Consider the following 17,481-nt stretch of genomic DNA (forward strand, 5'->3'; position numbering starts at 1 on the left):
GTATGTGTTCAGAACCTTGAATGAAGTGCGTGAGCTAACAGAAAACTGGATACGAGAATACAACGAAGAACGTCCCCATGATGCCCTCAACGATATGACACCATGGGAATATTTAATGAAGAATGAACAAACCGAAACCTCTAATTATGGGCGCAACTAATTAGGGGAGGTTTACATTGTTCCTTAAGGGACTCGATGTCTTGTTTACTATTCATTCGTCGATTCTCACTTCAATAAGACGAGTGCCAAATTCTTTTGGCGCAGGCTCTATGGTTAAATCACCTTGTTTTTTACCTGACGCTATATAGCCCAGTTGTTGATGCTTTGAGGCTTGCCAGTTAAACGGCATGCTAACTAACACTGTGATGGTATCATCCGTGGTGCCGCCGGTAGTCTGGCAATCGATATGAGAAAAGTAAAACTGATTTAACCTACAAACCTGTTAATAGAGTTCAACTTGCATTCTTCTAGTCTTGAGTAAAAATAGGGTGTTTAAACATATCGTTCAATTTTGCTAGTTCCACATACTCGATATCTTTTTGACTCTCTAGGATTAGGGTGATGATTTTTTGTTTTTCTTCTATAGACGAACAGTAAAAATCTCTACGGCAGCAATACTCGGTGGCGGTATGACTGTCAATTCTAAACATAGTATCTTTCACTACGTTAAATAGAATTGGACTATCAGAGAAGAAGATTTCGTGTTTTAGTACCGTTGGCTGAAAATTGGTCATCCCAAATGACATCAGTGCAAATGCCCCTGCACCCACTAAGGCTAACGGGCCAAGTAGCAAAACCGCAATAACACACACCACAATTCCCACCCAAGCAAAACCGCGCACGATTTTATACGCCACCTCTGGGATCATATCTTGCTCCGTGTAATGAATACCCCGTGAGGTTAAGTGATAACAACGGTGCTTATCCGGGGAAAAAAGGTATCTTGAGACCAATACCATCATAGTCATAAATGCCAAAAGTCCCCAAAAAGCAATTGAGTCCATAGTTAGCTTATCGAAAACAAACCAAAAAAAACCAAATAATAAACAACCCACAAACATCGGTATCAACCAATTCACTAGATTCTCGTGTTTTAAACCAGCACCTTTACACTCCCAAGAATACGTTACCTCAGCGTTATAAAGTTGCTCTTTAAGGGACTCGATATCTTGTTTACTATTCATTTGTCGATTCTCACTTCAATAAGACGAGTGCCAAATTCTTTTGGCGCAGGCTCTACGGTTAAATCACCTTGTTTTTTACCTGACGCTACATAGCCCAGTTGTTGACGTTTTGAGGCTTGCCAGCTAAACGGCATGCTAACCAGTACCGTGATGGTATCATCCGTGGTGCCGCCCAAATTTAATCACTCTGTGAGAAAGCGAGAAAGTTACTCTGTAGCACTCTCTTCATCTTGCTGATAAATCGGGTGCTTATACTTATCATTCAGCTTTTTTATTTCGACTATTTCAATTTCAGGGAAAGCCGACTGTAGATGAGAAAGTAACGCTGTTTTTTGATCAAGCGTCGAAATAAAAACAGTCCCTATATAGTCTAATGTTTCTCGATTAGGGCTTCCAAATGACACCACTGAGTCATGAGTTAGATTAAACACGACACTGCGATCATCTATAAGCACATAAGACTTATCAACGGTTGGTTTAAAATTGGTCATCCCAAATGACATCAGTGCAAAGGCCCCCGCACCCACTAAGGCTAACGGGCCAAGTAACAAAACCGCAATAACACACACCGCAATCCCCACCCAAGCAAAACCGCGCACGATTTTATACGCCACCTCTGGGATCATATCTTGCTCTGTGTAATGAATACCCCGTGAGGTTAAGTGATAACAGCGGAGCTTATCGGGTAAATACAAATATCTTGAGGCCAGCATCATCATTGTTGTGAGGGCAAAAAGCCCCCAAAAAGCGAGTGAGTCCACTGTTAGCCCATCGAGAACAAACCAAAAAAAGCCGAACAATGAATAACAGGTTAATATCGACGTTCCCCAATTTATTAAATGGCCGTGTTTGCCAATTATCGATGACCCTTTGTGTTCCCAAGAATACGCTACCTCAGCGTTGTAAAGTTGTTCCTTAAGGGACTCGATATCTTGTTTACTATTCATTTGTCGATTCTCACTTCAATAAGACGAGTGCCAAATTCTTTTGGCGCAGGCTCTACGGTTAAATCACCTTGTTTTTTACCTGACGCTATATAGCCCAGTTGTTGATGTTTTGAGGCTTGCCAGTTAAACGGCATGCTAACCAGTACCGTGATGGTATCATCCGTACTACCACCCAAATCTAATCGATAGGTGACGGGGCTACCTTCTTCTTTTTTTTGGCTCCATGTGCCGTTCTGCTCATTAAGCATAACAGCTGGCTTCGCCTCAGTAGGGCCATAGCTATAAACTTGTTTGGGCTTACGCGTTATTTGTAAGCCAATTCGTTGGCCTATGGTAAATGCAGGCAAGGTCAACTCCAATTGCCATTGGTTGGTGCCAGTGTCCATCCATTGGGAAGGTTTTCGGTTAGGGACTGAGTTAAGCTGAACCTGAGGCTTATGAATAATGTGTTCTAAGTGAGTTAACTCCTCGATAGGCTTCCATTGCTTCGTTTGTTTGCCCCATATGGAGTGAAGCAGCCATTTCTCAAGTTCAGAGCGTTTAAAGACATTAATGATGACAACACCAATCAGATAAACAATACCAGCAACCGTCAACGTGATCAGCATCCAAGGGGCGATAATAGCTCCAATACTGGTAGTGCCGAATCGACTCAGTATATTGGCTCTAAATTGGAGTAGAAAGACTAAAGATTGAGCAAAGGTGGATACCCCTTTTAACCCATAGCCCAACCGTTCCATTGGAGAGTTACTAGAATCCCAAGCTTTTTCACCACTTTCCCATGTTTCGAACCCTGTGGCAATCAAGCCAAACAAAGAGACCGCCGCCGTCGTTTTCGCAAAGGTTTTGAGCATTGCCAATTTTGAAGCATTGCTATTTTTTATTGCTTCATTTAAGGTTTCACCAAGTAGCTTAGAATCCTTAGCAAGAATTTCCCATTTCGCATCTCGCCACACAGCGGCAACAGCAGAGACCGCATAACCTGTCGCATAGGTCGCTTCTCTAATTGCAGGGTTAGTCCACAAGCTACTACTTGGGTGTTGCGCAGCTTTATGGCGGATGTCTTGCAGAACAACCGACACGTTCCAAAGGTTTAGGATGGCGACGACGCCCCCCATTTTACCCAATTTGTCCCATGATGCTTGAGTGAGCTGCTTACCTTGTTGCCAACTGCGTTCTACTGCATCGTTAAGCATTTGCTTGGCGGTGTTATTGACCGCTTCATGCTTAAGCATCACCATCATTGGCAACTCACTACTCAACAACTTCTGCATTTTCTTCTGAGCGCTTTGCATGTTCTTTAACTGGTTGTTTGCTGGCGTTACCTCACCCGATTCCAGCAGGCTAACACGACGAACAATTTCTGATTCTGTACGGAGTTTTTGTTGCCATGCCGCAATTTGTGCTGGATAGTCAGGATTATGAACCACGATAGCTTCTGGGTTCACGATGGCCTCTAAGATAACTAGCCGCAAGTTGCTGACTAAACCTTCCGGTGTTGCGGTGGTATTCATCTGGCTAGGGAACAGCAAGTTCGAAGTGGCTCGCCAACTCTCTTGGGCCACCCCTGAGACGGCTTTTTGAAGTGCAATAAAACTAAGCTGAACTGGCTCTGCTAATGCCTTAAACCACGCTTTATCATGCATGCGCACATCACCAGTGAACGCGCCCCAGTTAGCAATCGCACTAGAAAAGGCAACCATATCGCTAGCATTCTCGATGGAGAGTAGGCCTGGCTTAAGTTCATCAACGTAAGCGTTCAGCGCTTGCCAGTTTTCTAACTTAAAACCGAGAGAAGCTAGAGCGAAAAGCGTTTTGGGCGAATCCAGTGAAAGCGCCTGTTTCAACTGCTCATTCGCTTGTTCGGTATTTACCGCTTGTTTTACCACCGCTAAGTACTGGCTGGTTAAGCTAAGGAGATAAGTAAGGTGAGTCTCGTCTTGATTATCGAGACCAAAAACCAGTGGGTCAGTCCCCAATTGCTCAAATACGGTCATAAAATCTTGATAAAGCACATCGATACGCTCATCTAGACCTTTAATCTGAGTGTAATACTGAGTAAGGAAAGCATCGAGTTCACTCCAGTTGACTTCGTCACTAAACACCGTATTGCGCTGCCAACTTTCTCGTTGCGCGGCAGTCGGAGTGAAGCGATACGTCTGTTTTAGCTCAGCAAGCTTCTCAATCGCTTGTTCTTGAAGTGGAGTAAACGGGGCGTTGCCGACATTCGGGTTAGCTTCAAGGGCGGTACGCTCTTTATCTGCCAGAGATTGAGTGGCGACATATTCAGTAAGTTGACGTTCAAACTCCATCACCTTGATTGGGTCATCTCTAACCTGCACCGGTAACTCATCATGTTCTACTCTTATCCGCCCCAGTGTTCGAGTCAGTTCGGCCATTTGTAGCTTGTGAAGATTGTCTTCATCTTGGTGGGCTGTGCTGCGCGCCGCAACCTGTTTGGAAAGAGGTAAGAACAAGTCGCTCACATCCGCTAGAGGGTCATCGAGGGCAATAAACATCCCGCAATCTTGGGCGGGCAAGTCAGCTCGATAATCTAAGTCCCAACACCCAGCCTTGTCTGCCACATGTTTGAAGTCATCAACTCCGCCTTCAATGGGTGTTAATGGTGTACAGGTCGTATCAAACACACCTGTCGGTGCTCCATCGGTGCCAACATCCGCCACATACTTGCCAAGCTGAGACGAAAGGCCCGCATGGGGGTGACTCTGTGTTGAATGGAACTGTTGCAAATTTACCTTACGCATCCATGTCGAACGATGGGATAGGTTAGAACGCATATGCTCACACAGTCGCCATGTCCAGCGTTGATGGGCAAATGTCATATAGAGTGTATTTTTCGCCGGGTAGACCAAGCAGCTTTTCGTTTCGCCTTTGCTGCCACGCTCATTCGCAGGTTTATCCGCTTCATCGTTTGACCAGTCAATTTTGGTAAACTTATACCCTTTCACCTGATACTCATCAAAAGTCTTATCCGTCTCGTCATAGACATACAACCAACCATCACGTAATTGCCTCAACGTATATTGACGCTGCTTTGGGGCAAATCGACCTTGCCACTGGGTATCGGTGGTAGGCAGTGGGTGAAGTGGTTGGCCTTGTTCATTCATATCATCCAAGGCGTAACGGACAGGGATGATACCTACATCATTACGCCGAAAAGGGCATAAGCCAACCCCACTTTTTGCATTGCGGGTGGACGCGCATTTAGCGGCTTTATTGGGGGTGCTCATGGTTAGTTCTCCCTTGATTGGTTGGCAATTTGCTCAGCTAAACTCGCCGCTTGTACAATACGTTGTGATGAGGTGTGTGATGACGGTTGTTCAATAAGTTGAGTGAGATTTGGGTAGGTATTCTTTAGCAACGCCTGTTCGCCTACATAACCGAGAATATTGAAGTAATAGAGTAAGTCTTGCTCTGTCTCAAAACCTTTGGCGTAAGCGGTATCCATTTGGCTACAAACCCAGTTTCTTAAGTCGTGAATCTGCTGACAACGCTCAGGAAACCAACGCTGCATGTGAGCAATCAATGTATTGGGCAGTGAATTTTGCCATGGGATGAGCGAGAGTCTTCGCCACTGCTCGTCAGTAATTTTTAGAGGTTGATGATGTATTTCAGGGGGGATAACAAAAGGATTTTCCAGCCTTTGCCACTGCCCTGCTTGGTGAATCCAAGCTTTGTTCATCGGTTGCCATAACATGGCACATTGAGTATCCAATAAAACATAGGCTGCATGGCTGTCAGCAAAACGAAAAAATCCGGGATTACCACTTGGCATTTCAACCATAATTAGTCGCCGTAAAGCTTTCGCTGCATCACTTAATGATAAATCTGAAGAGAAAAAGTATCCCCATTGAAACTGGTTGAGGTCAAAAAACCAGTGTTGAACCTCTGGGGTCGCTTTCACTAGCCTCGGAGAAACACTCAATAGCTGATTATAAGGGGGATACAAAAAAATCGGTTCTTGTTCCATTACCCCAGGTAGCTGATAAAGCTGCCTTTCTAGGTCAGGAATGCAAGCACCTTCCACCAAAAGAAATAGTTGCTCTGATTTTGACAATTCAAATGATGGATTCATTGCGTATTACTCTGGCTGACGTAGATAATATCTTCTGTATTAAACCGAGAATAACGACCGCTCAATAAGCAAGCAATGGCACAATGAAAAATTACTCATTTTCTGACTTAAAAAGAAAAACTAGGCAAAAAATGTCGAAGTAAGATCACTTTTTCTCTATCTATGCGAGCGAGAGAAGATTTGAGCCGTTCTTGAACCATTTCCAATGCCACTTTTTCAGGAGGTCGAGAAATTGCTTTTCTTAATTGGCAATGAATCGTATTTGGACACAAATTAGTTAGTGCAATAGCACTAAAGTTATCCGAATAGATAAGAAAAAGTATCTTGAAACCTTACAAGCTCGCTAACTGTACTGTTCCAAACGCTGAGCCTCAAGTTTCCAAGACCTAACATCTGTACGACAGCCGTTTACCTCAATGCCTAGGTTAGCCCAACCTTGCAACGTGGCTTGGAACTCTTCATGTGAGAAGTTTTTAAAGTGCGAAACTTGTTTATAAGCGTGGCGACCAATATAAACTTTAACGAACGATTCTTGCGGAACACTTAAACAAGGAATTGTACGCCCTTCACCCTCGATTAAAATTTGATTCCAATTTCCTGAATGGTTTGAAAACTCAGCGGGTCTTCGCTTACTTACAAAATTTCCGTTTGAGTCAGTGATGTCTTTTACAACCCTAACCTCCTCTTCGTAACCCCATTCTAAGGATTTATGCAAAAACGCACGAGACAACAAATTATACGAATGAGGCTCAAAATGGGATAAAGCTAAATTTTCAGCCAAAATGTCCATATTCACAGGATGGAACGGCTTTGTTGCTGAGTATATTACATCCCCAAAACTCACTGGAATTGAGGATGTATCAGGATCGGTTAAACCCGCTTTTTCACAGTCAATACCAATCACAACTCCCGTATGCGATTGACCATAATGCGCCCACATTAAAGAGTTTAACGGCTGTCTTGTTAACGACAAGACACCAAATTTAGCTGACAAACGTTCTTTAATTGCATTCACAACCAAATTGTCTGTCATACCATGATTATCCAATGCGCAAATTGATGTACCCTCAAAGGGATCATTTAGGTCTAAAACACGGCTGAAACCTAAGGTTGACGACTCAATCATGGAGATTGCAGCCTGAAAGCCTACATATTTGTATAAGATCATTTACTACCTCTGAACTTCAATACAGTTAACGCTTATTAGCCGACTCACAGCTGTTTTCTTCCCTCTATGATGCAATCATTTTTATACCAGTTCAATTAACAATCCAATAAGTAATTGATAATGCGGTATAATACGCTACTTCTCTGCTTAGACGGATACAATACAAATGAAGAATGTTGTGTGGCTAATTACTCTAATCGTTGCTGTTATCTTTGGCTCGTCATTAGCTGCGGTTACAAATTACGGAGACTTAGCAACATGGGTTGCAGCTGCTGGCACTGTTGGAACATTAGTCTTCTTAGCGACGCAGCATATGCAACAAATGAATCACAATCTTGAGCGTTTTGACTTTGAGCGTCAGCAATGGCTAACTCAAGCAGAAAATAGTCACTTTGATAATTTTGATAAGCATCTTCAGGAGATAGTAGAAGCTGAAAATTTTGAGATTACTTTTCAGTTCAAAAGAAAGCTACATAAGTCGCTATTTACAGACTGTATTTCAAAAGAATTTAAGCCCACTATTGAGCCGCATAACCTACAAACTGGGTTCCCATTATTCGAAGTTGAGCACCATATACATGACTATCAAAAAACAATTATTGAGCACTCTGAAGTAAGCCCTGATATTTTAAACATTGATTATGGTATTAGTTCCGCTTTCAAATCACTGCACGTTACATGCTTTAGGCTGTATGGGGTAGGAGATATATCAAACACTACCGACCCTAGTTTCAAACCCGTAACTCTCAACATACTGCAACCAGTATCCTCTTTGTTCTTAATCGGTCGTGTCTCGTCTCGATTACATGAGTATTGCAAGTTGGAAAAGGTTCCAATTCAAAATCGAACAACTTTCTTCAGCGAAAAGGGGTTCATTGACGCTTTGTTTGACTACTGCTACTCAGATGAAAAGCCGAGCTATATCCATCTAAATACTGGTCCTTTGGATGTACTAACAGTCCTTTATAAGACAAACCAAGTCATAAAGTCTATTGACGTTAAAAACTGCACTTTAAATGAACTGACTGATAAATGTAGCTACTATCAATTTTTCAATGCTGGGAAATGCTACGTAGGCGACCCTAACAACCAATCGGATGTTAAGAAATATTTACAGCACATAAGTCATTTGTTCAATCAATTAGTCGTGTCTCAAGGACTATCATTAGACCATCTTGAAATCATAAATGGGCATCGTGATTACCTGTCTAATCATTTTTCTATACATGAGATAGATTAGCAGCATGTATGGGGGCAGGTCTTGATTGTTACCATACATTACTTTTTACATATCCAAGCTAGTGAACTTTCTGGAACAACAATTCGTACTGAAGCTCATTTTGGGGCAAAACTGTTTCAACCAGCACTGGCTGAAACGAAGATGGACACTTCCAATTTAGTACTTTACTAATTTAGTTGATAACGGATAACTCCAAATAAAGTTCCTAGCCGAGCTTACCTCTTTTGCAAGCTCGATTTCGGACGGTCTATCTAACTCTTACTAAGACATCGACCATTTGTAACAAAGTGGCATATTTCATTCGCTTGGACATTTCTTCAGCATCAGAGACCACGCATTTGAATTCGTCGTAAAAATTCGGTGACAATTCTGTCGTAAAGTAAATCCCCCAAAAAGGCATCTTCAACATGATGATCAATACTTGGGTTATCATTGACTTCAATGACATATGCCTTGTCACCGATCTCTTTTACGTCCACCCCATAGATTCCACAGCCAATTAAGTTGGCAGCTTTAGTACCAGCATCAATTACATGCTTAGGGACATGTTTAATATCGAGTGTTTCAAATCCACCAGAGGTAACCCGACCTGAATCATGATGTTGATAAATCTGCCAATGGCCACGGCTCATTAAATACTTGCACGCATAAATGGGTTGGCGATTCATGATACCGATTCGCCAATCGAAATCCGTTGGTAGATATTCTTGCGCCAAAATCAACGCACTTTTCTCAAAAACCTTATCACACTGCTTCGTTAGTTCTTCTACATTTTTCACTTTCACTACGTCGATGGAGAAGGCGCCATCCGGCACTTTTAACACCATCGGGAAACCGATTTTATTCACCGCTTCTTCCAACTGCTCACTGGCACCAACACGCAAAACCATACTGTTTGGTAGCGGTACTTTATTTAAGGTCAGTAATTCCGTTTGCTTGAGGTTTAGCATGAATTGTTGGGTGAGATCATCAAAGCAAATAACGAGGCTGAAATGGAATACAGTAACGCTCAACTCGATGATTTAGATTCTCTTCTTTCCTTGGAAAATCAGGTATTCACCAGTGACAATATAAACCGTAGACAAATGAAGCGGTTTATTCAATCTCATCACTGTCTGTTATTTATCGCCAAAGAAAACGAACAACTCGCTGGATATGCACTCTGTTCGTGACCCACTGAAAAAATCCGTGATCGAACTGGTCCATGGCGACTTTATGGATCAAATCGAACAGACCGATATTAAAGTTGAACAAGCCCCCCCACACACATTCCGCAAATAGAAAACTGGATTCAACAGGGTGCCGCTGTGTTATTGCTCATTAGCACCTACCGATTTAATGGTTGCAAAGAACCTCATTGGATTGTACTCAGCGGGATGAGTGAACAGTTTTTTTACTTTCACGACCCTTTGATTGAAGAAACGCAAGATGCGGTATCAGCTGCCTATATTCCAATAGGTAAAAGTGCTTTAGACCAAATTGTAGGCTTTGGAAAACAAAAACATACGGCTTGTGTAGTTATATTCCCCAAAGAAGTCTAAACGAAGTCTCGCTCCCTTTAATCATGACAAGTCAAGCTACCTTGGTGAACGCTTACAATTAGTCTTTGTTGCTCTGATCCCAGATACCATCTTTAAGTTGAGACTTTAGCTCAGGGAAGTCGTTTGAATCAAACGTAGGAACTTTGCCTTCACCAAGTTGACGATTGTAATCTTTAGCAAGTTTGATCACGATGCCAGACAACAGAAGAATAGCAATCAAGTTGACTATCGCCATCAAGCCCATTGAAACATCAGCAAGCGACCACACAACAGGTAGAGAGGCGACTGCACCAAACATCACCATGCCAAGCACGATAATACGGAAAATGCCAAGACCTGCTTTATGGTTGTGCTCTAAGAAAATCAAGTTAGTTTCAGCGTAAGAGTAGTTAGCAATAATAGAGGTAAAGGCGAAGAAGAAAATCGCTACCGCAACAAAGATACTACCCCAGTCACCGACCTGAGAACTCAACGCCGTTTGAGTTAGCTCGATACCGGTAATTTCACCGTGAGGAACATACTCACCAGACATCAGGATAATGGCAACCGTAGCTGAACAGATAACGATCGTGTCCATAAATACGCCCAACATCTGTACATAACCTTGAGAGGCTGGGTGTGGCGGATATGGTGTCGCGGATGCTGCAGCGTTAGGTGCTGAACCCATACCAGCTTCATTTGAAAATAGACCGCGTTTAACACCGTTAATCATCGCCTGAGCAATAGCATAGCCTAAACCACCTGCAGCCGCTTCCTGTAAGCCAAACGCGCTCTTAAAGATCAACGTCAGAACAGCTGGAAGCTTTTCGATGTTAATCACCATGACAAACATAGCAAGAAGTAGGTAAGCCAACGCCATAACTGGAACAATCAGTTCTGCGACACGAGCGATACGCTTGATACCACCAAAAATAACAATCGAAGATAGCAGGACAACCACAATACCAACGTAAGTATCATCCCAACCGAATGCATTATGCATTGCATTGGCAATAGAGTTGGCTTGTACCGCGTTGAAAACCAAACCAAATGCAATGATCAAGAATACCGAGAAGAGAACCCCCATCCAGCGCATACCTAGGCCTTTTTCCATGTAGTATGCTGGGCCACCGCGGTAGTTACCGTCATCATCTTTGGTTTTGTATAGCTGAGCTAGGGTACTTTCTGCAAACGAAGTTGCCATACCCAGCATTGCGATTAGCCACATCCAGAAGATAGCGCCAGGGCCACCAGCGGTTAGAGCAACGGCAACCCCCGCCATGTTACCCGTGCCAACACGCGCCGCTAAACTCGTACAAAGTGCCTGGAAAGATGAGATACCTGCTTTATCAGCTTTACGGCTGTTTTTCAGTACCGAGAACATGTGACCGAAGTGGCGAAACTGGATGAAGCCCAAGCGGACTGTAAAATAAATTCCCACACCGACCAGAAGATAAACAAGAATTGAACCCCAAAGCAGGTCATTCATTAAATTAATTAAGTCTGTCATAACATCCTCATATTGAGATTTCGCTGATCTCCGCTTCCCAGCCATCCATCTAACTGCCCCACTAAGTGTCAATATTGCTTAGCGTTGATATAGTTGTTCTATGCAGTTTAGACCTGTAAAACTCGCTTCATGCTTCCATTTTACGTATCAGCGTATTTTTTGACGGGCGGATAATGCAGCGAAGAAGAACAAAAATCAATATACAAACAAGTGCATTTATTTGTTATTTTTCACCATATAGTTACCAACAATTAACGCATAACAATGCAATTACCCCACAAAAGCAAAACAATTACTCCAAAAAATTACAACAACCAGCATATTCCGAAACATATTATTTTGATGAGCATGTCATCATTAAGATTCCTTGCCACGCAAGGCATTGAGTTAATGTAATAAGGTATAAATCACCAAGACCTCTTCTGCTCATAGACACATAGCCAATTGACTCTCACCAAGATGAAGCGTTGTACAGCGAGTTAACAACCTAGCGATGGCAAATTAGCGCCAATTTGCCACCCAACCGAACAAAAAACAACCAATCACACCCTGTCAATTTGTGACTCGCTAGCACAATATCAGCAAAAACTTCATTGAAACGTAACAAATGAGAAACGAATCAAGGTTACGGTTGATTTAGATATGGTATTAAAAAATGACCCCATTTAGAGGGACAAAAATCATAACGAGGTAGCTTATGGAAGGCTTAAACTTTGAAGAAATTTTTGAACAGGATTTTCCAAAAGGACGAGCAGGCCGCTCGAAACCGGTAAAACGTAAATGGCGAGAAATCGAAGCGATCAAAGATCGCCAGCGATTACAAAAAGAGTTGATGGATATGGATATCGGCTTTGATGATTTAGAGAAAGTTGAATTGTAAAAAAAGAGGCGATTTCGCCTCTTTTTTACCTTTTTATATTAAATGCATTCGTGTTCGGTTTGATGAACACGTTCGGCCAACTCTTTGTACTGCTCAGCAATCGTAGTGCCAAAGACAGGATCATCTTCACACACACTCCATTGCTGTTCTACAGCCTGCCAATCCTGTACCGTAAACTTATCGATCAGATAAGGGAATATCGACTTCTCTTCTATTTCTAGATGCGCTTTCTGTGAATCAAGAAAACCCTCGAGTTGCTCGATAAACATATCTTGTGGAATCACGGCGTCCTGCAACACCATATCGACAACACCAAGAAAATCATGGGTCTTCTTGGACAAGGTCTCGTGCTCTAACTCCAAATTATCAATTTGGTGGTGATGACCATAATGCTCTGTGTAGTAGTGATACAGAATGTCTTCTTTAGGGTGGTGAACTTTTTCTGAATGGTTAGCGAGGTAATCAACTAACTCTCTTAATACACGATAATTCACCGGGCGCTCACTTTTCAACTGCGTTAACTTATGACGTAGCAGAGCAAGTAAACGAACCATATAGCCATGCTCTCGACGTATCCTTTCAATCATCATAGCGACTCTCCTTAACACCTATATTTAATAAGTGTATAAGAGGACCGCTCTTCCCGCTTTGATCATGACCAAAATTTAGACAAACATCGAACAATAGGAGACGTTCAGTCCACTTGTAACGGCAAGCGCCATTCAATCGGCGTCAATCCTTGCTGAATCAATATCTGGTTTGCTTGTGAAAAATGGCGACAGCCAAAAAAGCCTCGATGAGCAGAAAGCGGAGAGGGATGCGGACCTGCCAAGACAAAATGCTTATTGCGATCAATAAATCGACCTTTTTTCTGCGCATGCGCTCCCCAGAGAAGGAATACAACACCACTCTGATGTTGATTAACGGCTTCTATCACTCTGTCTGTGAACGTTTCCCATCCTGACTTAGCGTGAGAGTGTGCCTTTCCTTGCTCTACCGTTAATACAGTATTCAATAATAAGACACCTTGCTCAGCCCAGCTTTGCAAATAGCCATGGGCTGGCACTTCAAACCCTTCGATATCTTGTGCGAGTTCTTTATACATATTGACAAGTGAAGGCGGTGTTTTTACACCAGGAAGAACAGAAAAACATAATCCGTGAGCTTGATTGGGGCCATGGTAAGGATCTTGACCCAAAATCACCACTTTCACATCGCCAAATTCAGTCGATTTAAACGCGTTGAACACATCTTTTGCTGGAGGATAAACCACTTTGCCCAATGCCCTTTCACTTTCTACAAACGCTAAAGTCTGTTTAAAGTAATCTTGCTGTTTTTCAGCTCCGATAACATCGTGCCATGTGAGTTGAGACTTCATCCTCTATTCCTTCTACCTAAAACTTGCGCTTCAATTGTCGCAAAATAAGTAGAAGGAACAAAGATAAGATTACTGCTTCTGTGGTGTACGGTAGTGACCTTGTCCCGTAATGTGACGATTTGGCATAGGGTAACGAACAGGACGCGCAGCAGTATAAAAAGAAGAATAAGGCATAATGACCTCTCCATTGCATTGAACACAGAACAAGCCATGAAAAATTAATGCCAACATTTTCTTTTATTCAGTTTCACTTAATGCCTGATGATGAAACTCTCTTAATTTGGCGATTTCTTGCGACCAAATATCGGGGTCAATGGTCTCTAGAATCAGAGGTATGCCATCAAATCTTGCATCTTTGGCAATATATTCAAAACAGTGCCAGCCTATCTCCCCAACTCCTAAAGAGTGATGGCGGTCTACTTTGCCGCCTAACGCTATTTTTGAGTCATTAATGTGCATTGCCTTTAAATAGCGCATACCAACGATAGAATCGAACTCAGCAAACGTTGCGTCACAAGCAGCAAAACTGCTCAAATCGTAACCAGCCGCAAATGTATGACAGGTATCAATACAGACCCCCACACGTGATTTATCCTCCACCTGCTCAATAATCTCTGCGAGATGTTCAAATCGCCATCCCAAGTTGGTTCCTTGACCCGCTGTATTTTCGATAACGGCAACGACGTCTGGAACCGCTTGGTGAGCAAGATTAATAGACTCGGCAATACGAGATAAACACTCTTCTTCTGAAATTTTCTTTAAGTGACTCCCTGGGTGGAAGTTGAGCAGTGTTAGACCAAGCTGATGACAGCGCTCCATTTCATCAATAAACGCAGCCCGAGACTTAGCGAGTTTGTCCTCTTCAGGCGCGCCCAAATTAATCAGGTATGAATCATGTGGCAATATCTGCTGCGCAGAAAAACCCAACATTTTGCAGTTTGCTTTAAAGGCCGAGATGGTTTTCTGATCCAATGGCTTGGCCACCCACTGCCTCTGATTTTTCGTAAACAGAGCAAAGGCATTGGCCCCGATTTCACGAGCTCTGAGTGGAGCTTGATCAACACCACCCGCCGCAGAGACATGGGCACCAATAAATTTCTTTCCGTCGCTATTTTTTATCATTGTCATTTAATCACTTTACACTTTCAGAATGGCTACCAATTAACAGGTATTTAGTGCACTAGGTTCAATTCCTTAGCTAATTTTGTAGTAAATTTACAACAAAATGGTCACTTAAATATTTTTTATACATTCAAATTTATTGTGAACACATTGTTTTTAAAGATTTTATTGATTTAGAACAATAAAATAACCTTCATTTATTTAATGTTTTTAGTTGTTATTTGACATAAATCAATACTATCATAGTGGATATTGAATATATAATACGTAGCTCAACAAAATTCGAAAGTTAACACCAATTAACCACTAAGTGGACTAGGAGATAGTAATGATCCAAGGTATTCAAATCACTAAAGCAGCAAACGACGATCTACTTAACTCAATCTGGCTACTAGACAGCGAGAAAAACGAAGCACGCTGTGTTGCAGCAAACGCAGGCTTTGAAGCAGATCAAGTTGTTGCGATCAACGAACTTGGCGAGTACGAAAGCCGCGAAGTTGCTATCGAAACAGCACCACGCATCGAAGGTGGTCAACACCTAAACGTTAACGTTCTTAAGCGTGAAACTCTTGAAGATGCTGTTGCTCACCCAGAAAAGTACCCACAATTGACTATCCGCGTTTCTGGCTACGCAGTTCGTTTTAACTCACTAACAGTTGAACAGCAACGTGACGTAATCGCACGTACTTTCACTGAGTCTCTATAATCTCAGTTTATGAACTCGAAAAGGCGCTCATTGAGCGCCTTTTTTATGTTTGCTCTATCTTAGCCACACGAGTGTAAGATACATTAACCCTATTCTTCCGCGACAGAATTGACAAGATGCTATTAGAAGGTATCGAAACCTTACTCGTTTTAAGCAAAGCGAAAACCATGAGCCGCACTGGCAGTCTGCTCTACATTAGCCAATCGGCCGTCAGTAAACGTATTGCCAATTTAGAAAGCAAGCTCGGTAAAAAGCTGATCGTGCCAGATGGACGAAATGTTCAACTCACTCAGGATGCCCTCAATCTCATCAATAGTATTGGGCCCGCTTTTAACGAGCTACAGGGACTGATCAATGATCAACAGGTCATGGCGGATCAAAGCATTTTAAAACTCGATTGCTCGGAAACCTTGGTTGCAGGCTATTTATCGACGGTTATCGCGGACTACTTTCAAATTGATCCCTATCTGACTCTAACCACTAATCACACACCAAGAATCGTTGAACACGTTCAATCCGGTAAAGCACACATTGGAGTATGTGCCGGTCATCTTTCCAAGCAGAACAATCTTATGCAGTTTCACTTGATTGATGAAGCCTTCTATATCGTATCGGATCAAAAGCTTGCCGCCCTACCCAATACGATCATTACCAATGATCTGAATAATCCAGCGAACAGTTACCAACTCGATATTTTAACCCGTCTTAATATCAAGCCGATCATGCAGATGGACTCCTATTCAGCCGCAGCTCAACTAGCAATGCAAGGAATAGCGCCAGCTTTAGTACCAATCTCGGTGATCAAGGCGATGAAAATTGAGCCCAAATACTGTTCTCATTTCGAACAATTGAGCTCTCTATACCGCCCGATTCATATTTGTTGTCGAACGTCTTCTTATCAAAACCCCAGGATCAGAACATTGATAACAACCATTGCTGATGCTGTTCCCAAAGCAGCTTCAGTGCCATTAGCATAGACATGGTAATCACCAGAGGGCGGATCCACTTTTGCCCTTTAGTCACCACGACCTTTGCGCCTAGTTGTGCTCCGATAAATCCTCCTACTGCCATGACTAAACCGATCTCCCAAACAGGCAAGCCAGCGAGAACAAAAAATAGTAATGCGGCGATATTAGATGTGAAGTTAAGTACCTTGGTTCGAGCGGTCGCATCCACCAGCGAAAAGTGACCTAAAGCCACAAAACAAACGGTAAAGATAGAACCAGTTCCCGGACCAAAAAATCCATCATAGAATCCCACGCCTCCGCCAACGGAAAAGGCGAACATGGCTTCAGAGATCTTTGCCTGCCCTGAATACTGCTTGGTTTTTGGGGTAAGAAGAAAGTAGAGTGAGATAGCAACCAGCAAAATCGGTATTAGGCTTGTTAAGACGCCTGCGTCGATATATTGCACCGCCTCAGCACCAACGGCTGAACCGATAAACGTACATGCTATCGCCAAACGCATTTCTTTAATGCTCACTAAGCCATTACGCACGAAATACCAGCTTGCGGAAAAGCTGCCAAACGAACTTTGTAGTTTGTTGGTTGCCAGCGCTTGCGTAGGCGGAACACCAGCAGCAAGAAGTGCAGGCAGCGTAATTAAACCACCGCCTCCAGCCATTGCGTCAATAAAGCCAGCAGTGGTCGCTGCGATGAAAAGAATCGTCAGAATTTCGAGTGTTAGTTCCATTCTCAATCAATTGGTTATCAGCTATCTGTTAATCAAAA

The 17,481-nt window shown here is 42.7% G+C and carries 18 protein-coding genes and 2 pseudogenes; 7 read left to right on the forward strand and 13 right to left on the reverse strand.

Going from position 1 to position 17,481, the window contains the following annotated elements; translation table 11 throughout:
- Positions 1-160: integrase core domain-containing protein (locus DA100_RS12735; RefSeq protein WP_138972487.1), on the forward strand; the 160-nt coding region annotated here is incomplete at its 5' end.
- Between the two features lie 51 nt (positions 161-211).
- Here DA100_RS12735 and DA100_RS20995 read toward each other — a convergent pair.
- The 7 genes from DA100_RS20995 to DA100_RS12765 all read right to left on the reverse strand — a co-directional run bounded on the left by DA100_RS20995 (position 212) and on the right by DA100_RS12765 (position 7,395).
- Positions 212-349 (reverse strand): hypothetical protein, encoded by a 138-nt coding sequence (locus DA100_RS20995; protein ID WP_171052181.1) that lies wholly within the window; start codon positions 347-349, stop codon positions 212-214.
- A 118-nt stretch (positions 350-467) separates the two neighbouring features.
- Positions 468-1,184 carry a hypothetical protein gene (locus tag DA100_RS12740; protein WP_138972488.1) on the reverse strand — a complete coding sequence of 239 codons (717 nt, stop codon included), beginning with the start codon at positions 1,182-1,184 and terminating at the stop codon, positions 468-470.
- Positions 1,181-1,360 carry a hypothetical protein gene (locus DA100_RS12745; RefSeq protein WP_138972489.1) on the reverse strand — a complete coding sequence of 60 codons (180 nt, stop codon included), beginning with the start codon at positions 1,358-1,360 and terminating at the stop codon, positions 1,181-1,183. The genes DA100_RS12740 and DA100_RS12745 overlap by 4 nt, the downstream gene beginning before the upstream one ends.
- Positions 1,361-1,390: 30 nt before the next feature.
- Complete coding sequence (locus tag DA100_RS12750) at positions 1,391-2,131, reverse strand: hypothetical protein (protein ID WP_138972490.1); 741 nt, start codon at positions 2,129-2,131, stop codon at positions 1,391-1,393.
- Positions 2,128-5,382, reverse strand: coding sequence for a T6SS effector BTH_I2691 family protein (locus tag DA100_RS12755; protein ID WP_138972491.1), 3,255 nt, complete (start codon positions 5,380-5,382; stop codon positions 2,128-2,130). Before DA100_RS12755 ends, DA100_RS12750 begins: the two co-directional genes overlap by 4 nt.
- A 2-nt stretch (positions 5,383-5,384) precedes the next feature.
- The gene (locus DA100_RS12760) at positions 5,385-6,227 is read right to left on the reverse strand and encodes a DUF4123 domain-containing protein (RefSeq protein ID WP_138972492.1); all 843 of its coding nucleotides are present in this window, start codon (positions 6,225-6,227) and stop codon (positions 5,385-5,387) included.
- Between the two features lie 343 nt (positions 6,228-6,570).
- Positions 6,571-7,395, reverse strand: a complete 825-nt coding sequence (locus DA100_RS12765) for a DUF2971 domain-containing protein (RefSeq protein ID WP_102258145.1) — start codon at positions 7,393-7,395, stop codon at positions 6,571-6,573.
- A 166-nt stretch (positions 7,396-7,561) separates the two neighbouring features.
- Between DA100_RS12765 and DA100_RS12770 the strand changes: the two genes are divergently transcribed.
- Entirely contained in the window at positions 7,562-8,635 is a 1,074-nt protein-coding gene (locus tag DA100_RS12770; RefSeq protein WP_138972493.1) for a hypothetical protein, read from the forward strand.
- A gap of 323 nt (positions 8,636-8,958) precedes the next feature.
- Here DA100_RS12770 and DA100_RS12775 read toward each other — a convergent pair.
- A pseudogene (locus DA100_RS12775) lies at positions 8,959-9,567 on the reverse strand (RimK family alpha-L-glutamate ligase); the annotation flags it as partial.
- A gap of 60 nt (positions 9,568-9,627) precedes the next feature.
- On the opposite strand from DA100_RS12775, the gene DA100_RS12780 reads away from it, so the two are divergent.
- Positions 9,628-9,807: a hypothetical protein gene (locus DA100_RS12780; protein WP_138972495.1), complete on the forward strand. Its 180-nt coding sequence runs from the start codon at positions 9,628-9,630 to the stop codon at positions 9,805-9,807.
- Positions 9,785-10,176 (forward strand): annotated as a pseudogene (locus DA100_RS12785) (peptidase C39 family protein); the annotation flags it as partial. The gene DA100_RS12780 and the pseudogene DA100_RS12785, both read left to right, overlap by 23 nt.
- Before the next feature lie 58 nt (positions 10,177-10,234).
- Here the strand turns inward: DA100_RS12785 and DA100_RS12790 are convergent.
- On the reverse strand, positions 10,235-11,665 hold the full coding sequence (locus DA100_RS12790; RefSeq protein WP_138972496.1) for a sodium:alanine symporter family protein: 1,431 nt from the start codon (positions 11,663-11,665) through the stop codon (positions 10,235-10,237).
- 697 nt (positions 11,666-12,362) lie between these two features.
- Here DA100_RS12790 and DA100_RS12795 point away from each other — a divergent pair.
- A complete protein-coding gene (locus DA100_RS12795; protein ID WP_138972497.1) occupies positions 12,363-12,545 on the forward strand; it encodes a DUF3545 family protein in 183 nt (60 codons plus the stop codon).
- A 38-nt stretch (positions 12,546-12,583) separates the two neighbouring features.
- Here the strand turns inward: DA100_RS12795 and DA100_RS12800 are convergent, their stop codons facing one another.
- From DA100_RS12800 to nfo, 3 genes are all read right to left on the reverse strand, one after another.
- The gene (locus DA100_RS12800) at positions 12,584-13,135 is read right to left on the reverse strand and encodes a hemerythrin domain-containing protein (protein WP_138972498.1); all 552 of its coding nucleotides are present in this window, start codon (positions 13,133-13,135) and stop codon (positions 12,584-12,586) included.
- Positions 13,136-13,239: 104 nt separating this feature from the next.
- Positions 13,240-13,923, reverse strand: coding sequence for a uracil-DNA glycosylase (gene ung, locus DA100_RS12805; protein ID WP_138972499.1), 684 nt, complete (start codon positions 13,921-13,923; stop codon positions 13,240-13,242).
- A 237-nt stretch (positions 13,924-14,160) separates the two neighbouring features.
- Complete coding sequence (gene nfo / locus DA100_RS12810; protein WP_138972500.1) at positions 14,161-15,051, reverse strand: deoxyribonuclease IV; 891 nt, start codon at positions 15,049-15,051, stop codon at positions 14,161-14,163.
- Positions 15,052-15,373: 322 nt separating this feature from the next.
- Here nfo and grcA point away from each other — a divergent pair, with 322 nt between their 5' ends.
- Positions 15,374-15,751, forward strand: a complete 378-nt coding sequence (gene grcA / locus DA100_RS12815) for an autonomous glycyl radical cofactor GrcA (RefSeq protein WP_138972501.1) — start codon at positions 15,374-15,376, stop codon at positions 15,749-15,751.
- Between the two features lie 116 nt (positions 15,752-15,867).
- Positions 15,868-16,728 (forward strand): LysR family transcriptional regulator, encoded by an 861-nt coding sequence (locus DA100_RS12820; protein WP_138972502.1) that lies wholly within the window; start codon positions 15,868-15,870, stop codon positions 16,726-16,728.
- Here DA100_RS12820 and DA100_RS12825 read toward each other — a convergent pair.
- A complete protein-coding gene (locus tag DA100_RS12825) occupies positions 16,664-17,443 on the reverse strand; it encodes a TSUP family transporter (RefSeq protein ID WP_138972503.1) in 780 nt (259 codons plus the stop codon). The two genes, DA100_RS12820 and DA100_RS12825, sit on opposite strands and share 65 nt — an antisense overlap.
- Positions 17,444-17,481 lie beyond the last annotated feature (38 nt).

Source organism: Vibrio sp. Hep-1b-8 (genome assembly GCF_006124995.1).
In the GTDB taxonomy this organism is placed as follows: domain Bacteria; phylum Pseudomonadota; class Gammaproteobacteria; order Enterobacterales; family Vibrionaceae; genus Vibrio.